Annotated in this window: 16 protein-coding genes; 15 read left to right on the plus strand and 1 reads right to left on the minus strand. The window is 65.3% G+C overall.

What is annotated here, in order from left to right:
• Positions 1–25 precede the first annotated feature (25 nt).
• On the plus strand, positions 26–838 hold the full coding sequence (locus tag ACP146_RS04555; protein ID WP_422365578.1) for a TIGR00282 family metallophosphoesterase: 813 nt from the start codon (positions 26–28) through the stop codon (positions 836–838).
• Between the two features lie 50 nt (positions 839–888).
• Here the strand turns inward: ACP146_RS04555 and ACP146_RS04560 are convergent, their stop codons facing one another.
• Positions 889–1,182 (minus strand): hypothetical protein, encoded by a 294-nt coding sequence (locus tag ACP146_RS04560; RefSeq protein ID WP_422365579.1) that lies wholly within the window; start codon positions 1,180–1,182, stop codon positions 889–891.
• Between the two features lie 259 nt (positions 1,183–1,441).
• Here ACP146_RS04560 and ACP146_RS04565 point away from each other — a divergent pair, with 259 nt between their 5' ends.
• The 14 genes from ACP146_RS04565 (at position 1,442) to folP (ending at position 15,294) form a co-directional block, all read left to right on the plus strand.
• The gene (locus tag ACP146_RS04565) at positions 1,442–2,191 is read left to right on the plus strand and encodes a YebC/PmpR family DNA-binding transcriptional regulator (RefSeq protein WP_422365580.1); all 750 of its coding nucleotides are present in this window, start codon (positions 1,442–1,444) and stop codon (positions 2,189–2,191) included.
• 71 nt (positions 2,192–2,262) lie between these two features.
• Positions 2,263–2,829, plus strand: coding sequence for a crossover junction endodeoxyribonuclease RuvC (gene ruvC / locus ACP146_RS04570; protein WP_422365581.1), 567 nt, complete (start codon positions 2,263–2,265; stop codon positions 2,827–2,829).
• Positions 2,826–3,431, plus strand: a complete 606-nt coding sequence (gene ruvA, locus ACP146_RS04575; RefSeq protein WP_422365582.1) for a Holliday junction branch migration protein RuvA — start codon at positions 2,826–2,828, stop codon at positions 3,429–3,431. Before ruvC ends, ruvA begins: the two co-directional genes overlap by 4 nt.
• Positions 3,428–4,507, plus strand: a complete 1,080-nt coding sequence (gene ruvB, locus ACP146_RS04580; RefSeq protein WP_422365583.1) for a Holliday junction branch migration DNA helicase RuvB — start codon at positions 3,428–3,430, stop codon at positions 4,505–4,507. Before ruvA ends, ruvB begins: the two co-directional genes overlap by 4 nt.
• Complete coding sequence (gene ybgC, locus ACP146_RS04585) at positions 4,504–4,950, plus strand: tol-pal system-associated acyl-CoA thioesterase (RefSeq protein ID WP_422365584.1); 447 nt, start codon at positions 4,504–4,506, stop codon at positions 4,948–4,950. The genes ruvB and ybgC overlap by 4 nt, the downstream gene beginning before the upstream one ends.
• A gap of 3 nt (positions 4,951–4,953) precedes the next feature.
• A complete protein-coding gene (tolQ, locus tag ACP146_RS04590; protein WP_422365585.1) occupies positions 4,954–5,682 on the plus strand; it encodes a protein TolQ in 729 nt (242 codons plus the stop codon).
• 4 nt (positions 5,683–5,686) lie between these two features.
• Complete coding sequence (gene tolR / locus ACP146_RS04595; protein WP_422365586.1) at positions 5,687–6,178, plus strand: protein TolR; 492 nt, start codon at positions 5,687–5,689, stop codon at positions 6,176–6,178.
• Between the two features lie 51 nt (positions 6,179–6,229).
• A complete protein-coding gene (locus ACP146_RS04600; RefSeq protein ID WP_422365587.1) occupies positions 6,230–7,135 on the plus strand; it encodes a hypothetical protein in 906 nt (301 codons plus the stop codon).
• A 5-nt stretch (positions 7,136–7,140) separates the two neighbouring features.
• Positions 7,141–8,526, plus strand: a complete 1,386-nt coding sequence (gene tolB, locus ACP146_RS04605; protein WP_425032981.1) for a Tol-Pal system beta propeller repeat protein TolB — start codon at positions 7,141–7,143, stop codon at positions 8,524–8,526.
• 147 nt (positions 8,527–8,673) lie between these two features.
• Positions 8,674–9,189: a peptidoglycan-associated lipoprotein Pal gene (gene pal / locus ACP146_RS04610; protein WP_422365588.1), complete on the plus strand. Its 516-nt coding sequence runs from the start codon at positions 8,674–8,676 to the stop codon at positions 9,187–9,189.
• 295 nt (positions 9,190–9,484) lie between these two features.
• A complete protein-coding gene (gene ybgF / locus ACP146_RS04615) occupies positions 9,485–10,579 on the plus strand; it encodes a tol-pal system protein YbgF (protein WP_422365589.1) in 1,095 nt (364 codons plus the stop codon).
• A gap of 36 nt (positions 10,580–10,615) precedes the next feature.
• A complete protein-coding gene (tilS, locus tag ACP146_RS04620; protein WP_422365590.1) occupies positions 10,616–11,956 on the plus strand; it encodes a tRNA lysidine(34) synthetase TilS in 1,341 nt (446 codons plus the stop codon).
• A gap of 111 nt (positions 11,957–12,067) precedes the next feature.
• Positions 12,068–14,005 (plus strand): ATP-dependent zinc metalloprotease FtsH, encoded by a 1,938-nt coding sequence (gene ftsH / locus ACP146_RS04625; RefSeq protein ID WP_422365591.1) that lies wholly within the window; start codon positions 12,068–12,070, stop codon positions 14,003–14,005.
• Between the two features lie 191 nt (positions 14,006–14,196).
• Positions 14,197–15,294 (plus strand): dihydropteroate synthase, encoded by a 1,098-nt coding sequence (folP, locus tag ACP146_RS04630; protein WP_422365592.1) that lies wholly within the window; start codon positions 14,197–14,199, stop codon positions 15,292–15,294.
• The last annotated feature ends 24 nt before the right edge of the window (positions 15,295–15,318 follow it).

Consider the following 15,318-nt stretch of genomic DNA (forward strand, 5'->3'; position numbering starts at 1 on the left):
CCGACAAGGGATTGCGGTTGCATATATGAGACTTCTTTTTTGCGGCGATATCGTCGGCCGTCCCGGGCGCGATGCCGTCCTGTCCCGTTTGCCGGGCCTGCGTTCACAACTGAAGCTTGATTTCGTGATCGCCAATGGCGAGAACGCCGCTGCCGGTTTCGGCATCACCGAAAAAATCTGCAAGCAGCTCTTCGAGGCCGGGGTCGACGTGATATCCGGCGGCAATCACAGTTGGGACCAGCGCGAGGTGATGGGCTACATCTCGAACGAGCGCCGCCTGCTGCGTCCGCTCAACTATCCGGCCGGCACACCCGGCCGGGGTGCCGGTGTCTTCGAAACCCAGCGCGGCAAGAAGGTGCTGGTGATCAATGTCATGGGCCAGCTCTTTATGGAGGACCTGGACGATCCCTTCGCCGGCCTGGCGGCCCAGTTGGCCCAGTATCGCCTGGGCGCGACGGTCGATGCGGTGGTCGTCGACTTTCATGCCGAGGCGACCTCCGAGAAGATGGCGGCCGGGCATTTCCTCGACGGCAGGATCTCGCTGTTCGTCGGCACCCATACCCATGTACCGACGGCGGATGCCATGATCCTGCCCGGCGGCACGGCCTATCAGAGCGATGCGGGGATGTGCGGGGACTACGATTCGGTGATCGGCATGGATAAGGCCGTGCCGATCGAGCGTTTCGTGAAAAAAGTGCGGGGCGACCGCCTTTCCGTCGCCGCCGGCGAAGGCACGCTTTGCGGTGTCTTTGTGGAGACCAGCGATTCAACCGGCCTTGCCGAGCGTATCGTGCCGCTGCGTCTGGGGCCGCGCCTGGCCGAGAGCCTGCCGGACTGAAAGACTAGAGGTTCCTGAGGGCAGTAGATTCTTGAGGTCAGTCGGGCCGGTCAGCGCTCGGCGGATACCGAGATGAAGCGCTCGACCTCGCCGTGCAGGACGCTGCTCTGCTCGGTCACTTCCTCGGAAATCCGCTGCGTTTCCTCGACCATTTCAAGGGTCGTATCGGCGTTTTCGGTCTTCTCCGCCATGGTCAGCAGGCGGTCCAGAGCGTCCAAACCGCTCTGTTCGGCGAAGTCCTGGACCAGGTCGGCAGCCTTATCGAGTCTGCGGGCGACCTCGGCCGAATCGCCCGAGATGTCCTCGGTGATGGCGAGATCAATGATATTCAGCGGCGTCGACATGGCGGTTCTGGTCCTGTCCCGGCGGATTGCGAGGTCCTGAGTGTCCCTTATGGAAATTAACGAGGCCTTAACCGGGACCGCCGTTTCCGCGGTTTTTGGCGCGGTGGGGGGCTTTAGGTTCAGTCCGTGACCTGTTAGAAGCCGCCCTAATGTCGCCATATTGGAAGGTTAACGCTGGCGGTCGAATGCGCCGCGTGACCTCAAAATATGGTAGGCTCCACTGACTTTGTCCCACTATGTAGGATAGGATCGTCCAGTTATGGCGGGCCATTCACAATTTAAGAACATCATGTACCGCAAGGGCGCGCAGGATAAGAAGCGCGCCAAGCAGTTCGCGCGGCTGACCCGGGAAATCCTGGTCGCCGCCAAATCGGGCTTGCCCGAACCGGACAAGAATCCGCGTCTGCGCGGCGCCATCCAAGCGGCGCGGGCGGCGAACATGCCCAAGGACAACATCGAGCGGGCCATCAAGCGGGCCGCCGGCGGCGAGGACGATACCAGTTACGACGAGGTCCGTTACGAAGGCTATGGCCCGGGCGGGGTCGCGGTGATCGTCGAGGCCCTGACCGACAACCGCAACCGCACGGCATCCGAGGTGCGCGCCGCCTTCAGCAAGCATGGCGGCAGCCTGGGGGAAACCAATTCGGTCTCCTTCATGTTCGATCGTCTCGGCGTCGTCACCTATCCGGCCGCCATCGGCTCCTCCGACGAGGTTTTCGAGGCGGCGGTCGAGGCGGGGGCCGGTGACGTCGAATCGACGGCTGAAAACCATGAGATCACCTGTGATCCGGACGATTTCTCAGCGGTGCGCGATGCGCTGACCGAGCGTTTCGGCGACCCCAGCGAGGCGGAGCTGATCTGGCGGCCCCAGACCACGGTGGCGATCGACGAGGACAAGGCGCAGACCATGTTGAAGTTTCTGGACGTGCTGGACGAGAGCGACGACGTGCAGCGTGTTTCCGCGAATTTCGAGATCAGTGAAGACGTAATGGCCCGCCTGACGGCCTAGGCCGGCGGACAGGCGAATGGATCCGGTCCCGGCGCGGGGCCTTTGCGAAGAGGGAAACCGAAGTCATCGCGATGCGAGTTCTTGGATTGGATCCTGGTTTGCGTCACACCGGTTGGGGGGTGATCGAGGCGGAGGGCAACCACCTGCGCCATCTTGGCAACGGTGTCGTGGTCTCCGACGCCAAGGCTGAACTGGCCGAGCGCCTGTTGCAGTTGCACCGCGGGATCGCCGAAGTGGTCGAGGGCTATACGCCCGATGCGGCGGCGGTTGAGGTCACCCTGGCCAACAAGAACCCTTCGTCTACCCTGAAACTCGGCATGGCGCGGGGCATCGCCCTTTTGACGCCGGCGCTGAGCGGCCTGACGGTCGCCGAGTACCTGCCGATGATCGTGAAAAAGGCGGTGGTCGGCACCGGCCATGCCGACAAGAAGCAGGTCGAGATGATGGTCGGGCGTCTGCTGCCGGGCTGCGCCATTGCCGCCCCGGATGCCGCCGACGCCCTGGCGGTCGCGATCTGTCACAGCCATCACGTCGCCACCGGGCAGCGCTGGGCGGCAGGCAGTGAAGACCCCTTGCGGGGCCGGGCCTCGGCGGGCGGGGCTGCAGCGCGCCGGGCGGCCTCGGGAGAGCCGGCGTGATCGGCAAGCTGACCGGCCTCATCGATTCCCTCGGTGACGACTGGGTGCTGATTGATGTCGGCGGCGTCGGCTACATGGTGTTCTGTTCCGGGCGCACGCTGGGTCTGCTGCCGCCGGCAGGTGGTGCCGCCAGCCTGTGGATCGAAACCCACGTCCGCGAGGATCACATCCATCTTTTCGGCTTCGCCGATCAGGCGGAGCGCGACTGGTACCGGCTGCTGAACGGGGTGCAGGGCGTCGGCGCCAAGATGGCGCTGGCCATTCTCTCGGTGCTGCCGCCTGCCGAACTGGTGCAGGCGATTGCCGCCCAGGACAAGGCGGCCCTGGCGCGGGCCAGCGGTGTCGGCCCCAAGCTCGCCGGGCGCATTGCTTTGGAACTCAAGGACAAGGCCGGCGGTATTGCGCTGGGGCCGGTCGCTCTTGCCAATGGCGGCAGCCGTGCCGGCGGCGGCGTCTCGGAAGACGCCGTCTCCGCCCTGGTCAATCTCGGTTATCGCCGGGCCGAGGCGTTCTCCGCCGTCGCCAAGGCGATGGGCGACCTGGGCGGCGAAGCCCCGGTTGAAGCCCTGATCAGGGCCGGCCTGAAGGAGCTGGCCCAATGAGCGATCACGACGAGCGCGTCGTCACGCCGAACTTCCGGGAAGAAGACGGCGGCGATCTCAGCCTGCGGCCGGCCCAGCTTGACGATTTCGTCGGCCAGCGCGCGGTGCGCGAAAATCTTCGGGTCTTTGTCCAGGCGGCCCGCGCCCGCGGCGATGCGCTGGACCATGTGCTGTTTTTCGGCCCTCCGGGGCTCGGCAAGACGACCCTGGCGCAGATCGTCGCGCGCGAGATGGCGGTCGGCTTTCGCGCCACCTCGGGTCCGGTGATCGCCAAGGCCGGCGATCTGGCGGCGATCCTCACCAACCTGCAGCCCCACGACGTGCTCTTCATCGACGAGATCCACCGCCTCTCGCCGGCGGTCGAAGAGGTGCTCTATCCGGCGATGGAGGATTTCCATCTCGATCTCATTATCGGCGAAGGGCCGGCGGCGCGCTCGGTCAGGATCGATCTGCCGCCCTTCACCCTGGTCGGCGCGACCACCCGTTCCGGACTCATCACCACGCCGCTGCGCGAGCGTTTCGGCATTCCGCTGCGCCTGCAGTTCTATGAGCCGGAGGAACTGCAGCAGATCGTCAGCCGCGGCGCGAAGGTGCTGAAGATGAACCTGACCGACGACGGCGCCGCCGAGATTGCACGCCGGGCGCGGGGCACGCCCCGGGTGGCCGGACGCCTGCTGCGGCGGGTGCGCGACTTTGCCGCCGTGGCCGGCGTCGAGGTCATCGCCGCGCCCCAGGCCGACGGCGCCTTGCGGCGTCTGGACGTCGACGAGCGCGGCCTGGATGCCATGGACCGGCGGTATATGCGGTGTATTGCCGACAACTACGGCGGCGGCCCGGTCGGGGTTGAGACCATGGCCGCGGCTCTCTCCGAGCAGCGCGACGTGCTGGAAGAGGTGATCGAACCCTATCTGATTCAACAGGGCCTGGTTCAGCGCACGCCGCGCGGGCGGGTGCTGTCGCGCGGCGGCTTTGCCTATCTGGGCCTGGAGGTGCCGCGCAGCCTGGAGCAGCTCGATCTGCTCGGCAGTAACGCCGACGAAGAATCGGGTAATGGTTCGGGGGAGGGCGCCGCTTGACCGCTCTGTCCGGCAGGATCGTGGACGGCGAGCATCGCTATCCGCTGCGGATCTTTTACGAGGACACCGATGCCGGTGGCATCGTCTATCACGCGCGCTACCTGAACTTTGCCGAGCGCGCCCGTACCGAGGTATTGCGCCTGGCCGGCATCCAGCAGACCGAACTGCAGGCAAGTTATGGCGTGGTCTTCGCGCTGCGCTCCTGCAAGGTCGATTTCCGGCGCCCGGCGCGCCTGGACGATCTGGTCGAGGTGCGCTCCCGCTTCACCGCCATGAAGGGCGCCAAGCTGACGGCGGCGCAGACCATCTGGCGCGCTAACGAAGAACTTACACGTATTGATGTAGAGGTCGCTTCCGTCAGGGACGATGGCCGACCGATTCGCATTCCGGAGACGGTTCGCGCCGCCCTGGAGCCGTATTTGCAGTCTATGGAGCAGGGGTAACCCATGGAACAAGACGCTATTAACTCACTGGTTCTCGAGGGCTCGGTCGATCCGAATCTGTCGGTCTGGGGGCTTTTCCTGGAGGCCGACATCGTCGTGCAGGCGGTCATGGTCATGCTGATCCTGGCCTCGTTCTGGAGCTGGGCGATCATTTTCGAGAAGGTCCTGCGCATGCGCCGCCTGAAGGAGCGCGCCGGCCAGTTCGAGGAAGCCTTCTGGTCCGGCGGCTCCCTGGACGACCTTTACGACCGTCTCGACAACCGTCCCCCCGACCCGATGGCCTCCGTCTTCGTCTCGGCGATGCGCGAATGGCGCCGCTCCTCGGCGCGGGGGATCAGCGGCGGGGCCGATATCAAGGCCAGCCTGCAGCAGCGCATCGAGCGGGTGATGGAAATCGCCCTGGGCCGGGAAATGGAACGCCTGGAGCGGCACATGACCTTCCTCGCCTCGGTCGGCTCGGCGGCGCCCTTCATCGGCCTGTTCGGCACGGTCTGGGGCATCATGAACGCCTTCACCTCCATCGCCGCTGCCAAGAACACCAGCCTTGCGGTGGTGGCGCCGGGTATCGCCGAGGCGCTCTTCGCCACCGCGCTGGGGCTGGTCGCGGCGATCCCCGCCGTCATCGGCTACAACAAGCTGTCCAACGACCTGGGCCGCTATGCCGGCCGCCTGGAGGCCTTCGCCGGCGAGTTCGGGGCGATCCTGTCGCGCAAACTGGACGAGAAGGCCTAGGGGCATGGCAGCGACACTGATACAGGTAAGGCGTGGCCGTGGCGGCCCGCGCTACACGCCGCTCAGCGAAATCAATGTGACGCCCTTCGTCGACGTGATGCTGGTGCTGCTCATCGTCTTCATGGTCACCGCACCGCTCTTGACCGTCGGCGTTCCCGTCGATCTGCCCAAAACCCAGGCCCAGTCGATTGCCGATCCAGACGAGCCGCTGGTCATCTCGATCAACGCGGAAGGGGTGATCTATATCCAGGATTCACCGGTCGAGATCGGCCAACTGGTGCCGCGTCTCAGGGCGATTACCGAGAGCAAGCCGGACACCCGCATCTTCGTGCGCGGTGACCGGGCCATCGCCTACGGCCGGATCATGCAGGTCATGGGCACGGTGAACACGGCGGGCTTTCAGCGCGTCGCTCTGATCGCCGAACTTCCCAAGGGTGGCGAAGTGCCGGCGGATGGCGGCGCCGCCCCGGAGACGGAGCCGCAGCAGGAAAACTGAAGGCCGAGGATTTAGACATCACAACCGGAACAACAGTGGTTCGGCGCAGGCATGGGTAAGGCAGCCTTCTTTTCAGCACTTCTGCACCTGGCGGTGGTTGTCGCCTTGGTGGTTGGGCTGCCCGTGTTTCGCGAGCCGCTGCCGGACTTCGAAGCGATCCCCGTGCAGTTGGTGGCCCTGCCCGAGGAGGCGGTGGAGATCGAACAACCGATTGAACCGGAACCCGAACCCGAGCCGGAGCCGCAAGCCCCGGAGGAGGCCGCCGAGCCCGAGCCTGAGGTTGCCGAGGCACCGGCGCCGCCGGAGCCCGAGCCCGAGCCGATCCCAGAGCCGGAACCTGAGCCGGAACCTGAGCCGATCCCAGAGCCCGAGCCCGAGCCTGAACCGGAGCCCGAGCCGGAGCCCGAACCCGAACCAGAGCCGGAACCTGAGCCCGAGGCAAAGCTGCCGCCGAAGCCGCTGCGGAAGCCGGAGATCCAGGTTGCCCAGCAGACCGAGGAACCGGAGCCGGAGCCGGCCAAGCCGGAAGACCGGATGACCTCGATCCTGAAGAATGTCGAGAAGCTCGCAGAACAGGCACCCAAGCGTGAGCAGCAGACAGCGAAAGCCCCGACCCCGGCGCCGCAGGCCAGGGTCTCGGCAGTGCAGCGCGTGCAGCTCGAGAACTCGATCCGCGGTCAGGTCGAACGCTGCTGGAGCCCGGATGCCGGTGCCCTGCAGGCCGAGGATCTGATCGTTGAACTGACCGTCAACCTGGCGCCGGACGGCCGGGTGGTCGGCCAGCCGAAGGTGGTCGACCTCCGCCGCATGGGCCGTGATGCCTATTTCCGCACAGCCGCCGAGGCGGCTGTCAGAGCTATACTGCGGTGCAGTCCTTTCGAGCTGCCCGTCAATCAATATTCCGAATGGAAGCAGATGAACCTGACCTTCAACCCGAGGGAGATGTTTGGGCCATGATGTCGATGCAGCGCTTCAAATCCCGTCTTGCCGGGCAATCCCCCCGCTTGGCTCCCGCCCTTCTTGCTGCCGCGGTGATGGCTTTTGCTGCCGCCGTGGTGGCGCCCGCCGGCCCGGCGCAAGCCCAGTTGCAGGTGGATATCACCCGTGGCTTCGTGGAGCCCCTGCCGATCGCCATCGCTGACTTTTTCGGTGAGATCCCGGAGGAGCAAAAGCTCGGCAACGACATTGCCGCCGTCGTTTCGGCCAATCTGGAGCGCAGCGGGCTTTTCCGCCCGGTGGACAGGGGCGCCTTTATTCAGGACGCCAGCAGCCTGCGCAGCGGTCCGCGCTACGGCGACTGGCGGCTGATCAATGCCCAGGCCCTGGTGGCAGGCAACATCCAGCTTCAGGGCGACGGCCGCATGCGGGTTCAGTTCCGGCTCTGGGATGTGTTTTCGGAAGCGCAGATGACCGGCCTGCAATACACGACCACACCGGCCAACTGGCGCAACATCGCCCACCGCATTTCCGATCAGATCTATCAAAGACTGACAGGCGAATCCGGCTATTTCACCACGCAGATTGTTTATGTGGCGGAACAGGGGCCGCAGAACCGGCGCATCAAGCGTCTGGCCATTATGGATCAGGACGGCGAGAACCACCGCTTCCTGACCAGCGGCAATGAGACCGTCCTGACCCCGCGCTTCTCGCCCTCGACGCGGGAGATCACCTATCTGGCGTTCCAGAGAAGCGGCGGGCGCGAAGTTCCGCGGGTCTACCTGTTCAATCTGGACACCGGTCAGCAGGAGGTGCTCGGCGAGTTCCCGGGCATGACTTTCGCCCCGCGTTTCTCGACCGAGGGCAACTCCGTGATCCTTTCCATGGCCAAGGATGGCAACACGGAGGTCTATGGTATCGACCTGAGGACCCGCCGCCAGCAACGCCTGACCAACCATCCGGGGATCGACACCTCGCCGTCTTATTCCCCCGATTCGAGCCAAATTGTCTTTAATTCAGACCGCGGCGGGCGCGCTCAACTTTATGTGATGAACAGCGATGGAAGTAATGTGCGCCGAATCAGTCAGGGTAAGGGCAGCTACTATACCCCGGTCTGGTCGCCGCGCGGCGACCTCATCGCTTTCACCCGCCAGCATGCAGGGGAATTTTACATCGGAATCATGCGCGCCGACGGCAGCGGAGAGCGGATGTTGGTACGTGATTACAACGTCGAAGCCCCGACCTGGGCGCCAAACGGCCGGGTGCTTTCCTACTTCAGAACGACCCGTGCGGATTCGCAGGGCCGCATCACTAGTAAGATCTTTACGATTGATCTGACAGGTTTCAATGAACGTGAGCTTGTGACACCCCTGGACGGGTCTGATCCGGCTTGGTCCCCCTTGATTCCCTAGGGGGCCGTCGGTATAGTCCGTTAACCATTTTCGGCGTTTACACGTCGACGTTGGGGGGGCATATCAAGCAGGCATGACCTGTGAAGTCACCGGTGGCAGGTCAGCCTCAATCCATAAAATCCGGGGATGTGTTTGAGAGGGCAGAATATGCGCTTTTCCCTTGTTACTACCTTCGCCGCGGCGATGTTGCTTGCAGCTTGTTCCACGCCGTCCGAAGAGGCCTCGACCACGTCGGGCAGCGGCTCCAGCGGCTCCACCACGACGAGTTCCTCGGATACTCAGTCCGGCGCCATTCCAGGCCCCGCCGCTGGTACGCAGGAAGAGCTGACCGTCGAGGTCGGCGATCGGATCTTCTTCGACTACGACCAATACAACATCCGCGCCGACCAGCGCGGCACGGTCGAGGCGCTGGCCGCCTGGCTGGATTCCAACCCGGCAGCCACCCTGACCGTCGAAGGTCATGCCGACGAACGCGGCACCCGGGAGTACAACCTGGCTCTTGGTGAGCGGCGGGCGAACTCCGTGCGTGACTACCTGATCGCCCTCGGCACCAATCCGGGCCGTCTCAGCGTGGTGAGCTTCGGCGAGGAGCGCCCCGCGGTTCTCGGGTCCAATGACTCGGCCTGGGCACAGAACCGCCGCAGCGCCTTCGTGGTCAACTAAGACCGCCACGGTGTTGATGGGTCCCGGCTTGCGGGGCCCGGCAATTCGAAGAAACCCCTTTCGGCCCTGCGGCTCGCCGCCGACGCCGGAAGGGGTTTTTCGTATCTCGGGTCTTTCTTTACCGCTTGTTGCCGAAACAGCGTGCAGGATCGGGGCCTGTCGGGACTTGGCTGCGGACGCGCCGCGCCATAAAAATGACAAGATGGCCTGTCATAAGAGACGGTGCCGGGACTGCGGGCGCGGTTTTCCCTGCCCGGAAACTACGACTTGAGAGACCTTGCGGAGGAAAACGGCGATGATCATCGCAAAGCCCCTGGTGCCGGAGATCGAGCGGCCGATGCGAAATCAACCCCGTGCGGAGCGCCGCGCAAGCGATGGGTTTTGGGTGCATGGCCGGCTCCTGGCCGCCTCCGTCTGTGCGGCTTTGCTGCTCGGCAGCTTGGCCCCGCAGTCCGCGGCGGCGCAGTCGGTCGACGATCAGATCCAGCGTCTGCAGCGCGAGCTTTCCGATCTGCAGCGTCAGGTCTACGGCGGCGAGACGCCACCGGCCGGGGCCTCTTCCGGCGCTGGGGTCGCGCCAACCCAGGCGGCGCGCATCGAACTGCGCCTGAACCAGTTTGAAGATCAACTGCGGGACCTGACCGGCCGGGTTGAGGAGATGCAGTTCCAGGCCGACAGTGTCGCAAGCCGCCTTGACCGTCTCGTCGCCGACGTCGATCTGCGTTTGCAGCAGCTTGAACAGGGCGCGCCGGCGCCGCTGGCAGCGGCAGGTGACCCCGGCACTCCCAGTGGCGGCCTCAGCGGCGATCCCGGCGCTTCGCAGCAAGGGTTGGCTCCGGGTTCGCCGGCGGCAACCACCAGCCCCGCAGCGCCGCAAACCCTCGGCACCATCCCCGAGACCGACCTGCAGAATTTCCAGCGGCAGCAGGGCAATGTGGCGGCCAACCCGCCGGCCGCCGCGCAGAGCGCGCCCGCTGCGGGCCAGGCGCTCGCCGCCGTGCCGGCCGGCACCCCGCGTGAGCAATACGATCAGGCCTTCGCACTGCTGCGCCAGGCCAACTATCAGGGCGCTGAGCAGGCCCTTTCCGACTTCCTCGTCCGCCATCCCGACGACCCGCTCGCCGGCAATGCCAAGTACTGGCTGGGAGAAACCTATTATGTGCGCGGTGACTATCAGTCGGCGGCCGTGACCTTCGCCGAGGGTTTCGAGGCCTATCCCGACAATCCGAAGGCGCCGGACAACCTTCTGAAACTCGGGATGTCCCTGGCCTCCCTGGGCAGCAAGGACGACGCCTGCGGCACCTTCGAGGTGCTGCAGCAACGCTATGCAGATGCTTCGGCGACAATTATCCAGCGCGCGCGCCAGGAATCCCAGCGCATCGGCTGCTGAGATCGCGGTGCCGCGGCGAGGCTGCAGGAGCCCGCGATGAAGGCCCTGAATCGCGAAGACTTCGCGCTGCTGATGGAAGGCCTGGGTCCTTTCGAGCCGGAACCGGCAATGGCCGTCGGTGTTTCCGGCGGCGCTGACAGCCTTGCCCTAGCGTTGCTGTTGAACGACTGGCTCGCCGATCGTGGCGGCAGCCTGTTGGCCCTGACGGTCGATCACGGCCTGCGGCGCGGGTCGGCAGAAGAAGCGGCCGAGGTCGGCGCCCTGATGCGGCGGCTCGGTATCGCGCAGGAGACTCTGCATTGGCGCGGCGAAAAGCCCAGTGCCTCCCGCCAGGCCGCGGCCAGAGAGGCGCGCTATGCTTTGATGACCCGGGCCTGCGAGAAGCGCGGCATCCTGCATCTCGCCTTGGCCCATCACCAGGAAGATCAGGCCGAGACCTTTCTTCTGCGTCTCGGGCGGGGCAGCGGTCTCGACGGCCTGGCGGCCATGGCGCCCCTGGCGGAAACCGCCGGTCTGCGCCTCCTGCGGCCCCTCCTGACGGTGCCCAAGGCGCGGCTTGAGGAAAGCCTGCGGCAGCGGCACATCGCCTGGGCCGAGGATCCGAGCAATGAGGATGCGGCTTTTGCCCGGGTGCGTCTGCGCCGTCTGCTGCCCGATCTGGCCCGCGAAGGACTGACCCCGGGGCGGGTCGGAACGGCCAGCCGCCATCTTGGACGTGCCCGCGCGGCCTTGGAAACCGATGTCGCGGCCCTGCTTGCCCGGGCGGCGCGGCCCCATCCGGCGGGCTTTGTGGTGCTGTCGCCGGCGGTCCTGGCGGCAGCGCCGGGCGAGGTCTCGCTGCGGGCCCTGGCGCGCTGCCTGATGATTGTCGGCGGTGGCGCTTATACACCGCGGCTTGACCGGCTGGAGCGTCTGCACGGCCAACTGGCTGCCGGTCTGAAGCGTGGGGTGACCCTCGGCGGCTGCCGCATCCTGGCTCAGGGGGAGAGCTGGCTGATCGTTCGGGAAGCCGGCCGCTGTGCCGAAGAGGCCCTGGCGCCGGGCGAAAGCCTGCTCTGGGACGGCCGTTTTGAATTGTCCCTCGGCCGCCGGCGTGGTGCGGCCCTAGGAGCAAAGTCCGGAAAACTGACGGTCGGCGCACTGGGAACGGCGGGCTGGCGGCGGCTTCTGGCGGAGCTTTCACCGTCGAAAAGCCAGCTGGCGCGCCTGGTTCCGCCGGCCGCCCGTGCCGCCCTGCCGGCGCTCAGCGACCGCAAAGGGCTGGTGGCGGTTCCACTGCTGGGCTATTTTCGCGACGGAACAGCGGCCAAGAGGTTGATCCGCTGTCGTTTTGCCCCCACAAATGGGTTAACTGGCGCTGCATTTACGGTTGTTTAGAGCGCTTCGAACATTATCTTTATCTATGTGCCCAGGCGTGATTTACGATGCCGGGCAGCTTTGCACGCCCCCAGCGCCTCGAATGGCCCGCGTCTAACAGGGAAGTTGATCGTGAATTTCAGCCGGAATGCAGCTCTGTGGATCATCATTGTTCTACTGCTGTTCCTCTTGTTCAATTTCTTCCAGACCTCGATGAGCGGGCGCGCGCAGCCCCCGGTCGCCTATTCCGTTTTCCTCGATGAGGTAGCGGCGGGCCAGGTCGGTGAAGTCACCATCCAGGGCAGCGAGATCACCGGGTATTACACCCAGGGCGGCCGCTCCTTCTCGACCCGCGCGACCGACGACCTGGACGGCCTGGTTCAGGCCTTGAGAGACGGCGGGGTCACCTTCGAGGTGAAGCCGGTGGAGGGCTCCAACACGCTCTTCATGATCCTGATCAACTGGTTCCCCATGCTGCTGCTGATCGGCGTGTGGATTTTCTTCATGCGCCAGATGCAGGGAGGTGGCGGCAAGGCCATGGGCTTCGGCAAGTCCAAGGCCCGTCTGCTGACCGAGAAACTGGGGCGCATCACCTTTGACGACGTCGCCGGCATCGACGAGGCCAAGCAGGAACTGGAAGAGGTCGTCGAATATCTGCGCGACCCGCAGAAGTTCCAGCGCCTCGGCGGCAAGATCCCGAAGGGCTGTCTCCTGGTCGGCCCCCCGGGTACCGGTAAGACGCTGCTGGCGCGCGCCATCGCCGGTGAAGCCAACGTTCCGTTCTTCACCATCTCCGGCTCCGACTTTGTCGAGATGTTCGTCGGCGTCGGCGCCAGCCGGGTGCGTGACATGTTCGAGCAGGGCAAGAAGAACGCTCCCTGCATTATCTTCGTCGACGAAATCGACGCGGTCGGCCGCCATCGCGGCGCCGGTCTCGGCGGCGGCAATGACGAACGCGAGCAGACCCTCAACCAGTTGCTGGTGGAGATGGACGGCTTCGAGGCCAATGAAGGCGTCATCCTGATCGCTGCCACCAACCGGCCGGACGTGCTCGACCCGGCGCTGCTGCGCCCGGGCCGCTTCGACCGCCAGGTCGTGGTGCCGAACCCCGACATTCTGGGCCGCGAAAAGATCATCAAGGTGCACATGCGCAAGGTGCCCCTGGGACCGGACGTGGAAGCCAAGGTGATCGCCCGCGGTACGCCAGGCTTCTCCGGCGCCGATCTCGCCAACCTGGTGAACGAGGCCGCTCTCCTCGCTGCCCGTGCCAACAAGCGCGTGGTCACCATGGCGGATTTCGAGGCCGCAAAGGACAAGGTGATGATGGGGGCGGAGCGCCGCTCCATGGTCATGAGCGAAGAGGAAAAGGAGATGACCGCCTATCACGAGGCCGGTCATGCCCTGGTCGGCCTCTTCGTGCCGGGCAACGATCCGCTGCATAAAGTGACCATCATCCCGCGCGGCCGGGCGCTCGGCGTCACCATGAATCTGCCGGAATCGGACCGCTACAGCCTGAAGTTCAAGGAGATCGTCGCAAAGCTGGCCATGATGTTTGGCGGGCGTATGGCCGAGGAACTGATTTACGGGATGGAAAACGTCTCCACCGGCGCCAGCAATGACATTCAGCAGGCCACCAACATGGCCCGCCGTATGGTCACGGAGTGGGGTATGAGCGACAAGCTCGGCCGCCTGCGCTATGTCGACAACCAGGAAGAGGTATTTCTCGGCCACTCGGTTTCGCGCAGCCAGACCATTTCCGGCGCCACTGCCAAGCTGATCGACGAAGAAATCCGCCGTATCATCGAAGAAGCGGAGGAAAAGGCGCGGCAGGTGCTGACCGACCACATGGATCATCTGCACGCCGTCACCAAGGCCTTGCTGGAGTATGAGACGCTGAGCGGTGACGAGGTCCAGACCATCATCGACGGCGGCGATATCGACCGTGGCGACCAGAGCGACCAGGGCCCCTCGGGCCGCCGCTCCTCGGTGCCCACCAGCGGCAAGCCGGCGAAAGACTCCGGAGAGGATACCTCCGGCGGCATGGAGCCGGAGCCACAGCCGGGCAGCTAGGTAGGGTTCTACCGAAAGCCTGCTTCTAGAGACAGGGTCTCCGCGCTGCGATGCCGGAGGCCCTGTCGGTTTTCGCAGTCGGCTTTCCACCGTCAAAGCTTGGCCGTTTTAATCCCGACCCGGCGCGTATATAAGCAATTCCTATGACTGCATCGCCGATCATGCCTGCAACCTCAAAAGGAAAGCTCACCTTGCGTCCGCTCGGTCTGCGCGGCCCGGCCGAGTGCGAGGCGTCGAGCGAACCCCTGCGGCTTCTGGCCGGCGGACCGCTGTCGTTCAGCCATTGCGAGGCGGTCTGGCGGACGGCGGAGGAAACCCGGCGCAGCGTGCAGCCCTTGGCGGAGATTGGCGCCTGGGCCGAGCGGCAGGCGCCGGGGCAGAAGATTGCCGCCGCCCGGATCCTGGAGCGCCTGACCGCGCCGCGGCGGCCGCTCTGTGGGGTCAGCTTCGAACGGCCCTGTATCATGGGCATTCTGAACGTCACGCCGGACTCCTTCTCAGACGGCGGCGACCGGGCCGATCCCGAGGTTGCGATCCGCGACGGTCTGGCGATGTTGGAGGCAGGCGCCGATATCCTGGATATCGGCGGGGAGTCGACCCGCCCAGGTGCCGAGGCGGTGAGCCTGGAGGAGGAAGAGGCTCGGGTCCTGCCGGTGGTAACCGCCCTGGCCAAGCAGGGCGCCTGTGTTTCCATCGATACGCGCCATGCCGCCGTCATGCGTGCTGCCGTGGCGGCCGGTGCACGGATGATCAACGACGTGACCGCCCTCAGCGGCGACCCCGACAGCCTGGCCGTTGCCGCTGAGAGTGACGTGCCGGTGGTGCTGATGCATATGCAGGGCCAGCCGCAGACGATGCAGCGCGATCCGCGCTACGACAACGCGGCCCTGGATATCTACGATTACCTGGCGGCGCGCCTCGAAGCCTGTGCCGCCGCGGGCATTGCGGCGGAACGGCTGATCGTCGATCCGGGCATCGGCTTCGGCAAAACCCTGACCCACAATCTCCAGGTTCTCGAACAGATCGCATTGTTCCAGGGGCTGGGCTGCCCGGTGCTGCTGGGTGCGAGCCGGAAGAGCTTCATCGCCAGGCTTTCCCATGGGGAGCCGGCGAAGGAGCGTCTGCCCGGCTCGCTGGCGGCGATTCTCTTTGCGCTGCAGCGCGGGGTTCAGATCCTCCGGGTCCACGACGTCGCCGAGACTGTGCAGGCCGTGTCGGTGTGGCAGGCCATGACCCGGGTATCCAGCGGGTTTGAAGCATCGGACATCCCGCCGCGGGCTCTGCTATAAGGAATTGATTAGGGAGAGGGTCGC

The organism is Pelagibius sp., assembly GCF_965249265.1.
In the GTDB taxonomy this organism is placed as follows: domain Bacteria; phylum Pseudomonadota; class Alphaproteobacteria; order Kiloniellales; family Kiloniellaceae; genus Pelagibius.

Coding starts and splice junctions, on each gene's coding strand:
- pal (WP_422365588.1), top strand. CDS start 8,674: ATGCGCTTTTCCCTTGTTACTACCTTCGCCGCGGCGATGTTGCTTGCA.
- tolR (WP_422365586.1), top strand. CDS start 5,687: ATGGCAGCGACACTGATACAGGTAAGGCGTGGCCGTGGCGGCCCGCGC.
- tilS (WP_422365590.1), top strand. CDS start 10,616: ATGAAGGCCCTGAATCGCGAAGACTTCGCGCTGCTGATGGAAGGCCTG.
- ybgF (WP_422365589.1), top strand. CDS start 9,485: ATGATCATCGCAAAGCCCCTGGTGCCGGAGATCGAGCGGCCGATGCGA.
- ruvC (WP_422365581.1), top strand. CDS start 2,263: ATGCGAGTTCTTGGATTGGATCCTGGTTTGCGTCACACCGGTTGGGGG.
- ACP146_RS04555 (WP_422365578.1), top strand. CDS start 26: ATGAGACTTCTTTTTTGCGGCGATATCGTCGGCCGTCCCGGGCGCGAT.
- ruvB (WP_422365583.1), top strand. CDS start 3,428: ATGAGCGATCACGACGAGCGCGTCGTCACGCCGAACTTCCGGGAAGAA.
- ACP146_RS04600 (WP_422365587.1), top strand. CDS start 6,230: ATGGGTAAGGCAGCCTTCTTTTCAGCACTTCTGCACCTGGCGGTGGTT.
- tolB (WP_425032981.1), top strand. CDS start 7,141: ATGCAGCGCTTCAAATCCCGTCTTGCCGGGCAATCCCCCCGCTTGGCT.
- tolQ (WP_422365585.1), top strand. CDS start 4,954: ATGGAACAAGACGCTATTAACTCACTGGTTCTCGAGGGCTCGGTCGAT.
- ACP146_RS04565 (WP_422365580.1), top strand. CDS start 1,442: ATGGCGGGCCATTCACAATTTAAGAACATCATGTACCGCAAGGGCGCG.
- ACP146_RS04560 (WP_422365579.1), bottom strand. CDS start 1,182: ATGTCGACGCCGCTGAATATCATTGATCTCGCCATCACCGAGGACATC.